Source organism: Streptomyces sp. NPDC007205 (genome assembly GCF_040634095.1).
Classification (GTDB): Bacteria; Actinomycetota; Actinomycetes; order Streptomycetales; family Streptomycetaceae; genus Streptomyces.
In genome coordinates this window covers 171,764-180,857 of sequence record NZ_JBEYEW010000008.1, presented here as the reverse complement: position 1 = coordinate 180,857, position 9,094 = coordinate 171,764, and the positions used below count along the sequence as shown (strand labels likewise).

The 9,094-nt window shown below is 73.7% G+C and carries 8 protein-coding genes; 6 read left to right on the top strand and 2 right to left on the bottom strand.

Annotation, left to right across the window (positions count from 1 at the left end; genetic code table 11):
- The first annotated feature begins 483 nt into the window (after positions 1-483).
- Genes ABZ624_RS16530 through ABZ624_RS16505 form a run of 6 tightly spaced genes read left to right on the top strand, consistent with a single transcriptional unit; the run spans position 484 to position 7,156 of the window.
- Positions 484-1,602 carry an ADP-ribosylglycohydrolase family protein gene (locus ABZ624_RS16530; RefSeq protein WP_360088318.1) on the top strand — a complete coding sequence of 373 codons (1,119 nt, stop codon included), beginning with the start codon at positions 484-486 and terminating at the stop codon, positions 1,600-1,602.
- Positions 1,603-1,610: 8 nt separating this feature from the next.
- Positions 1,611-2,825, top strand: a complete 1,215-nt coding sequence (locus ABZ624_RS16525) for an ADP-ribosylglycohydrolase family protein (protein WP_360088315.1) — start codon at positions 1,611-1,613, stop codon at positions 2,823-2,825.
- On the top strand, positions 2,813-4,234 hold the full coding sequence (locus tag ABZ624_RS16520; RefSeq protein ID WP_360088312.1) for an ADP-ribosylglycohydrolase family protein: 1,422 nt from the start codon (positions 2,813-2,815) through the stop codon (positions 4,232-4,234). Before ABZ624_RS16525 ends, ABZ624_RS16520 begins: the two co-directional genes overlap by 13 nt.
- Entirely contained in the window at positions 4,231-5,124 is an 894-nt protein-coding gene (rbsK, locus tag ABZ624_RS16515; RefSeq protein WP_360088309.1) for a ribokinase, read from the top strand. Before ABZ624_RS16520 ends, rbsK begins: the two co-directional genes overlap by 4 nt.
- 11 nt (positions 5,125-5,135) lie before the next feature.
- Complete coding sequence (locus tag ABZ624_RS16510) at positions 5,136-6,347, top strand: CoA transferase (RefSeq protein WP_360088306.1); 1,212 nt, start codon at positions 5,136-5,138, stop codon at positions 6,345-6,347.
- Entirely contained in the window at positions 6,344-7,156 is an 813-nt protein-coding gene (locus tag ABZ624_RS16505; RefSeq protein WP_360088303.1) for a CoA ester lyase, read from the top strand. Before ABZ624_RS16510 ends, ABZ624_RS16505 begins: the two co-directional genes overlap by 4 nt.
- Positions 7,157-7,223: 67 nt before the next feature.
- Here ABZ624_RS16505 and lgt read toward each other — a convergent pair whose 3' ends face one another.
- Both lgt and ABZ624_RS16495 read right to left on the bottom strand, forming a co-directional pair.
- Positions 7,224-8,153 (bottom strand): prolipoprotein diacylglyceryl transferase, encoded by a 930-nt coding sequence (gene lgt, locus ABZ624_RS16500; protein ID WP_360088300.1) that lies wholly within the window; start codon positions 8,151-8,153, stop codon positions 7,224-7,226.
- Positions 8,154-8,255: 102 nt separating this feature from the next.
- Entirely contained in the window at positions 8,256-9,029 is a 774-nt protein-coding gene (locus ABZ624_RS16495) for a thioredoxin domain-containing protein (RefSeq protein WP_360088297.1), read from the bottom strand.
- Positions 9,030-9,094: the final 65 nt, after the last annotated feature.

The window sequence follows — 9,094 nt, the reverse complement described above, 5'->3', positions numbered from 1 at the left end:
CCCGGCGGCACTCCCAGACGGAGCGGGAACGGCTCTCCCGGCGGCACTCCCAGACGGAGCGGGAGCAGCTCTCCCGGCGGCACTCCCAGACGGAGCAACGGCAACCCTCCCCGAGACGCCACCAGAACAAACGGGACCCGCTCTCCCCCCAGCACCTCAAGACGGGGCGCTCGCAGCCCTCCCCAAGGCACCACCACAAGAAACCGGGACCGCTCCCCCAGGGGCGCTCCGGGAAGGGGCGGTCCTGCGGGGCTCGCCTTCGGAGAGGGCAGGGGGCGTTCTGGGGAACTCGCCCGCGAGGGAGGCGGGGGCTGCCCCGCCGGGCTCGCCTCCCGCCCCGCTCCCGCCCGGAGCCGAGCCGGACGGCTCACCCGGGCCGTGCGCGCCCACCCCTCAGCCCTCCGAGCCGGATGGCTGGACGGGTGGGCGAAGCTCCCTGGTCGGGGCGGGGAACTCCGGCACGCAGGACAGCGAGGGCCGGTCATGAGAGCGCGCCGTATCGAGGGGCTCCTGCTCGGGCTGGCCGCAGGCGACGCCGCCGGCTGGCCGGCAGCCCGGCACCGAGCCGCCCGTATGCCCGAGTGGACCCGGCGTCTCACCCGCGAACTGGACACCTTCGCCGAGCAGAACGCCACCACCACCCTCCCCGTACCGATCGCCCTGAACCAGCCCCCCGAGCCCCTCCGCCTGGGCCCCTCCGACGACGCCGAGTGGGCGGCCTTCGCCGCGGAGGCGGTGCTGCGGGCCGGTGACGACGACGTCCTCGGCGACCTCAGCCGAGAGCGCCGTACCCGCGCCGCCATCGACCTCACCTGGACCGCCGTGGCCGCGGAAGTCGCCGCGGCGGCGGACCGCGCACCCGAGGTCGAGTCCGCCGTGCTCCCCCTGCGCGCCCGCATCTCGGTCCGCGCCGGCCTCGGCAACCTCGCCACCGGCCTGCGCCCGCCCGCCACCGGCCACGACAACCCGCACTACTTCGACGACGCCGCCTGCGTGCGCGCCTGCGTACTCGCCGTCGCCCACCCCGGCGACCCCGCACGCGCCGCCGCCCTCGCCGAGTTCGATGCCCGCTACACCCAGGACGGCGACGGCGTGCACGGCGCCCGCGCCATGGCCGCCGCGCTCGCCCTGGCCCTCGCCGACGCCACGACGGACACCTGCGTGACCGCCGCGCTCGCCGAACTCCCCGCCGACACGGAGATCGGCCGCAACGCCCGCCACGCGCTCGCCCTCGCCGAGGACAGCGAGTCCGCCTTCGCCCTCGTCCCGCTCCTGGAGCACCAGATCGTCGACCACGTCTACAGCTACGGCATCGCCGCCGCCGAGACCGTCCCGGTGGCCCTCGCCCTGGCCACCGCCGCCGGCGGCCGTATCGCCGACGCCGTACCCGCCGCCGCCTGTCTGTCCCGGGTCGCCGACTCCGCCCCCGCCCTCGCGGGCGCCCTCACCGGCGCGCTCGGCGGCGGCGCGGCCATCCCGGAGACCTGGCGGGACGCCTGCCGCACCCTGTCCGGCTGCGCGCTGCCCCGCCTCGCCGGCACCGACCTGGTGGAACTCGCCGGACTCCTGGAAGCCGCACAACCGGCCCAGCCAGGGGGATGATTCGAGACATGACGCCCAAGGAGTCCAAAGGACTCGAAGACGAAGAAAGCAGTCGGCCGCCTTCGGGCAGTCCTGTGCACAGCCTCGATGAGCGGATCACCGGTGCCCTCGTCGGAGCAGCCGTCGGCGACGCCCTCGGCGGCCCGGTCGAGGGCTACTCCCCGGAGCAGATCACCGAGCGCCACGGCGGTCGCGTCCACGGCATCGTCGGCCCCTGGCACGGTGACGCCTGGCGCACCGCCCGCCCCATCGCCCCTTACCACAAGGGCGACGGCCACGTCACCGACGACACCCTGATGACCCACGCGCTGATCCGGGTCTACGCCCGCGTCCGCGACCACCTCGACGCGTACGCCGTCGCCGACCACCTGGTCCCGGACCTGATGACGAACCCGCGCTGGATCCCGGAGCTGGAGACCGAGGCTCTGCTCCTGCACCGCCTCTTCCTCGCCGAGAAGTGGCTCGTGACCCGGCTCGCCCACGGCCACGCCGACCCCCGGGAGGCGGGCGTCGGCAACATCGTCAACTGCGGCGCGGCGATGTACATGGCCCCCGTCGGCCTGGTGAACGCGGCCAACCCGGCCGCCGCCTACGCCGAGGCGCTCGACATCGCCGGCGCGCACCAGTCGTCGTACGGACGTGAGGCGGCCGGCGTCCTCGCCGCGGCCGTCGCCGCCGCCGCGACACCGGGCGCGACCCCCGACTCCGTCGTCGGCGCCTGCCTGTCCCTGGCGAAGGACGGCACGCGCGAGGCGATCGAGAAGGTGTGCGAAGTGGCCCGTGGCCACAGCGACTTCGAGTCGGCGCTACGACCCCTGCGCGCGGCGGTGGCCCCGTACGACACCGTCGGCCCGGACTACCGCGCCCCCTCCCTCGCCGCCCGCCGCCCCTCCCGGCTGCACGCGGTCGAGGAACTGCCCATCGCGCTGGGCATGATGCTGGTCTCCGGCGGCGACTACCGGCACGCGGTCCTCGGCGCGGTCAACTACGGCCGCGACTGCGACTCGATCGCCACGATGGCCGGTGCCCTCGCGGGCGCCCTCGGCTCCCCCGTGCCGGAGGACTGGGCGAAGACGGTCGCCGAGGCCAGCCGCCTGGACCTGTGGGCGCCGGCCCGGACGCTCACCGAGGTCACGCGGGAGGTCTTCGCACGCGACGTACGGCGGCGCCGCGCCCATGAGCGGGCGTTCACGGCCCTCGGAGGATCTGCATGCTCCGACTGACCTGGGTCCAGCCGGAGGATCTGCTGGGCCATGAACTGAACCAGGCCCGCCTGGACGGGCGGGAACCGTCGGCGATCGAGGCGCGCTGGCGAGCGGCGGGCGGCCCGGACGCGCCGCCACGCGCGGGGGCGTCCGCCCATCGGGCGTCCCGCTATCTCCGTCTCCTCGCGGAGGACTTGCTGGACGAACTCGCCGACCTGCCCAGTAGCCTCTCCGAGGACGAGCCGACAGACCTGCAACACATCAAGTCCCTGTGCAGGCAATGGCCGTCGTCCGACCACGGGCAGTACGTGGCCGGCCGCGCCCACGCGGCGAAGCCGCACCATGTCTCGCCCCTCGCCTCTTCGGAGCGCTACCGGACCGCCCTCGAAGCCGCCTGGCTCGGCCGGGCCATCGGCTGTCTGCTCGGCAAACCCGTCGAAAAACTCCCCCTCGACGGCATCCGCGCCCTCGCCCGCGCAGCCGGCAACTGGCCTCTCACCACCTACTTCACCGCCGTCGGCGTCCCAGAAGACCTCCTCACCGCATACCCCTGGAACCGCCGCTCAGCCGGAACCTCCCTCGCCGAGAACATCGACGGCATGCCCGAGGACGACGACCTCACCTACCCCCTCCTCAATCTGCTGCTCCTCCAGCGCCACGGAAAGGGCTTCCACACCGGCGACGTGGCCCGGCTCTGGCTGGACGAGCTCCCGCCCGGCCGCACCTTCACCGCCGAACGCATCGCCTGCCGCAACCTCCTCTCCGGCATCGAACCCCCGCACACCGCCCGCCACCGCAACCCCTACCGGGAGTGGATCGGCGCCCTGATCCGCGCCGACGTGCACGGCTGGACCAACCCCGGCGACCCGGCCGCCGCCGCCGAACAGGCGCACCGTGACGCGGTCCTCACCCACACCGCCAACGGCGTCTACGCGGCGATGTTCACGGCCGCCGTCATCGCCGCCGCAGCGACCGGCACCCAGGACGTGCACTCCTGTCTGCGCACCGGCCGGCGTGTGATCCCGCCCCGCTCCCGGCTCGCGCGGGCGATCGGCCACGCCGTCGAACTGGCCGGAGTCCACGAGGACTTCGACGACATCGTGGACGAACTCCACGCCCGCTACTCCCCCGCCCACCACTGGGTGCACGCCCTGCCCAACACCGCCCTGCTCACCGCCGCCCTCACCCACGCGGACGGTGACTTCACCGGCTCCATCTGCCGTGCGGTGTCCGGTGGTTGGGACACCGACTCCAACGGCGCCACGGCCGGCAGCATCGCGGGACTGCTCGCGGGCGCGCCCGCCGCCCTGCCCGACCGCTGGCGGGCCCCGCTGAAGAACCGGCTCGCCGGCACCGTCGGCGACTTCGACGGCACCGGCTTCGACACCCTCGCCCACCTCACCCATCTGGAGGCGACCCGCTCATGACCCACATCGTCGTCCTCGGCAGCACCAACATGGACCTCGTCACCTATGTCACGAAGGCCCCGCAGCGCGGCGAGACCGTGACGGGACGCGAGTTCCACACCATCCCCGGCGGCAAGGGGTCCAACCAGGCGATCGCCGCCGCCCGCGCCGGCGCGACCGTCTCGATGATCGGCGCGGTCGGCAACGACGCCTTCGGCCTGCGACTGCGCGACACCCTCGAACACTCCGGCGTGGACACCGACTTCCTGCGCACGGTCGACGGCCCGTCCGGCACCGCGCACATCGTGGTGGACGACGAGGGCGCCAACTCCATCGTCGTCATCCCCGGCGCGAACGGCACCGTCGACCACCTCTCCCCCGGCGACGAGGGCGTGATCGCCTCCGCCGACGCCCTGCTGCTGCAGCTGGAGATCCCGCTGGCCGCGGTCGTCGCGGGCGCTCAGGCGGCGCGCCGGCACGGGGTCCGTACGGTGCTCACCCCGTCGCCCGCCCGGCCGCTGCCGCCGGAACTCCTCGCGGTCACCGACCTGTTGGTGCCCAACGAGTTCGAGGCGGTCACGCTCACCGGCCGCACCGACCCGCGCGATGCCGCCGCCGCCCTGCTGGACCTGGTACCGGAGGTCGTCGTCACCCTGGGCGCGACCGGCAGCCTCTACCTGGCCCGGGGCACCGAGCCGCTCGTGATCCCGGCGCCGCGGGTGACCGCCGTGGACTCCACCGGCGCCGGCGACACCTTCGTGGGCGCGCTCGCGGTGGCCCTCGCCGAGGAGAAACCGGTGCGCGAGGCCCTGTCCTGGGCGGCGGCCGCCGCGGCGATCTCCGTCCAGCGGGCCGGGGCGTCGGTGTCGATGCCGTACCGCCCGGAGATCGACGCCCAGTGCACCGCATGAGTACGGCACGCATGAGTACCGCGCACATGGGTACGCCGGCACCGCCGCTGACCGGTCTGCGGGTGCTGGACCTGGCGACGCTGTTCGCGGGCCCGCTGGCCGCCACGCTGCTCGGTGACTTCGGCGCCGAGGTGATCAAGGTCGAGCACCCGGACCGGCCGGACCCCTCCCGCGGGCACGGCCCGGCCAAGGACGGCATCGGTCTGTGGTGGAAGGTGCTCGGCCGCAACAAGCGGACCATCACCCTGGACCTGTCCACGCCCGGCGGCCGTGCCGTCCTGCTGCGGCTCGCCGCCACCGCCGACGTGGTGATCGAGAACTTCCGCCCGGGGACCTTGGAGAAGTGGGGGCTGGGCTGGGAGGAGCTGTCGGCCGCCGGCCCTCGGCTGGTCCTCGCCCGGGTGACGGCCTTCGGCCAGTTCGGCCCGTACGCGCACCGCCCCGGCTTCGGCACCCTCGCCGAGGCGATGAGCGGCTTCGCCGCGCTCACCGGCGAGCCGGAGGCGCCGCCGACGCTCCCGCCGTTCGGGCTCGCGGACTCGGTCGCGGGCCTGGCCACCGCCTACGCCGTGCTCACCGCGCTGTCCGCACGGGAGCGCACCGGCGCCGGGCAGGTCGTCGACATGGCGATCATCGAGCCGATGCTGTCGGTCCTCGGCCCGCACCCCACCTGGTACGACCAGCTCGGTCAGGTGCAGGAACGCACCGGCAACCGCTCCGCGAACAACGCCCCGCGCAACACCTACCGCACCGCCGACGGTCTCTGGGTCGCCGTCTCCACCTCCGCGCAGTCGGTCGCGGAGCGGGTGATGCGCCTGGTGGGCCGTCCTGAGCTGATCGAGGAACCGTGGTTCGCCACCGGCGCGGACCGTGCCGCGCACGCCGACGTCCTGGACGAGGCCGTCGGCTCCTGGATCGCCGCCCGCACCCGCACCGAGGTCCTCAGCGCCTTCGAGAAGGCCGAGGCCGCGGCGGCCCCGATCCATGACGTGCGGGACGTCCTGGCCGACCCCCAGTACCAGGCCCTGAACACGATCACCACGGTCACCGACCCCGAGCTGGGGCCGCTGCGTATGCAGAACGTGCTCTTCCGGCTCTCCGCGACCCCCGGCGCGATCCGCTGGGCAGGCCGTCCGCACGGCGCCGACACCGAGGCCGTGCTCACCGAGCTGGGCCTCACCCCGGCCGCGATCGCCGCGCTGCGCGCGGAGGGAGCCCTGTGACCCGGGCCCCGCTCACCTGGCTATACGTCCCCGGCGACCGCCCGGCCGTGGTGGCCAAGGCGCTGGCCGCGGGCGCCGACGTGGTGGTGATCGACCTGGAGGACGCGGTCGCCCAGGACCGCAAGGTGTACGCCCGCGCGGCCACGGCCGAGCTCCTCACCGAGCCCCAGCCGGTCCCGGTGCACGTCCGCGCCAACGCCCTGGACAGCCCCTGGGCCGCCGCCGACCTGGGCGCTCTGGCCGCGCTCCCCGGCCTTTCGGGTCTGCGGCTTCCGAAGGTGACCACCCCGGCGCAGATCAGGCAGGCCGCCGCGGCCACCCCCGTCCCCCTGTACGCCCTGCTGGAGACGGCGCTCGGCATCGAGCACGCCTACGCCATCGCCACCGCGCACCCCGCGCTGCGGGGCATCGCCCTCGGCGAGGCGGACCTGCGGGCCGACCTGGGGGTACGGGCCGACGCCGGCCTCGACTGGCCGCGCTCCCGGGTGATCGTCGCCGCCCGTGCCGCCGGCCTCGCCCCACCGCCGCAGTCGGTCCACCCCGACATCCGCGACCTGGACGGCCTCGCCGTGTCCTGCGCCCACGGCCGCGCTCTCGGTTTCCTCGGCCGCGCCGCGATCCACCCCCGGCAGCTGCCGGTGATCGAACGGGCTTACCTGCCCACGCCGGCGGAGACCGAGCACGCCGAGACGATCCTCAAGGCAGCGGCCGTGAAAGAGGGCGCCCAGGCCCTCCCCGACGGCCGCTTCATCGACGCGGCGGTGGTGGCGATGGCCCGGCGCACCCTGTCACTGGCGTACCGGGGCTGACCTCGCCCGCACACGCCGAGGGCGCCCGGGAGAACCCCGGGCGCCCTCGGCGTCATACGACCCGCGGTCAGCTCTTCTTCGTCGCCGACTCGGTCTCGTCCTTCGTCTCCGCATCGGAGGGCTCGCCCTTGTCCTCCGCTTCGGCAGCGGCCTCCGGCTCCCCACCGGCCACCTCGGCAACGGCCTCGGGCTCCACCACGGCTTCCCTGCCCGGCCGCTTCTTCGACGACACGACGAGGTACGTCACCGCGAGCAGGAACACGATCAGCGCGGTCCAGACGTTGAGGCGGACGCCCAGGATGTGGTGGGCGTCGTCGACGCGCATGTACTCGATCCAGCTGCGGCCCGCGCAGTACGCGGCGACATACAGGGCGAACGCGCGGCCGTGGCCCAGCTTGAAGCGGCGGTCGGCCCAGATGACCAGCAGACCCACACCGACGCACCACAGGGACTCGTAGAGGAACGTCGGGTGGTAGTAGCCCGGCACCCGGCCGCCCTCGGAGGAGGTGATGTGCAGGGCCCATGGAACGTGGGTCTCATGGCCGTACAGCTCCTGGTTGAACCAGTTGCCCCAGCGGCCGATGGCCTGCGCGAAGGCGATGCCGGGCGCGACGGCGTCGGCGTATGCCGGCAGCGGGATGCCCCGGCGCCGCGCGCCGATCCACGCGCCGAGCGCGCCGAGCGCGATCGCGCCCCAGATGCCCAGACCGCCCTCCCACACCTTGAAGGCGTCCACCCAGTCACGGCCGTCGCTGAAGTACAGCTCGTAGTCCGTGATCACGTGGTACAGCCGGCCGCCGACCAGGCCGAAGGGCACGGCCCAGACCGCGATGTCGGCGACGGTGCCGGCCCGCCCACCGCGGGCGATCCAGCGCTTGTTGCCGAGCCAGACGGCCACGAAGACGCCGATGATGATGCAGAAGGCGTAGCCGCGCAGCGGGATGGGGCCGAGGTACAGCACCCCGCGCGACGGGCTGGGAATGTAGGAAAGTTCCATGGCAGGTCCGACGCTACCGTGCCGGGCCGTGGGGACGGCAAGCGGCCCGGCTACGGGTCCATAACGGGGGCGTGAGAAAACCGGACGGGACCACGGTGGTCCTTACCCGCGGTCGGCCGCCTCCACCATCTGCTTGAGCTTGGCCGGCGTCATGGTCTGGTCCTGGTAGATGTTCTTCCCGCCGAGCAGGACCGTGGGCGTGCCGGTGAAGCCGCCGTTCTTGAAGGCGTTCTGGGACTTGTTCACCCAGCTGTCGTGGGTGCCGTTCCTGACGCACTTCTGGAAGGCGGGGGTGTTCAGCCCGCCGACCTTTCCGGCCAGCTCGGTCAGCTTGGTGTTGTCGGCGTACGCGTCGACGGTCTCCTTGGGCTGGTTCGCGTACAGCACGTCGTGGTAGTCGCGGAACTTTCCGGTGTCCTGGGCGCAGGCCGCGGCGTTGGCCGCGCGCAGGGAGCCGGTGCCACCGAGGTTGCCGTCGATCAGCCGGACCAGGTGGTACTCGATTCTGAGCTTGCCGGAGTCGACCAGTTGGTGGAGCGTGGGGCGGTAGGCGATCTCGAAGGCCTGGCAGGCCGGGCAGCGCAGGTCCTCCCAGACGGTGAGCGTGGACTTGGCGCCGTCCTTGCCGACCGGGATCGCGAGGCTGTCCTTGCCCTGCGCGCCCGAGGGCGCCACGACCGGGCCCGCCTTCGCGCCCTTGTCCTTGCCGGCGTTCGCGGCGAGCACGCCGACCACCGCCGCGAGGCCCAGGACGCAGACGATGCTCGCGCCCACGATGAGCGTGCGCCGCCGCTTGTCCGCGGCCCTCTGCTTCTCGCGCTCGACCGCCAGCCGCTCCCGGGCGGTGCGCTTTCCGTCACGGTTCTTCTCACTCACACCCCCAGAACGAACCGGGGAGGCGCAGCGCGCCTCCCCGGTCCCAGGTCCACTCGTTCGAGTGA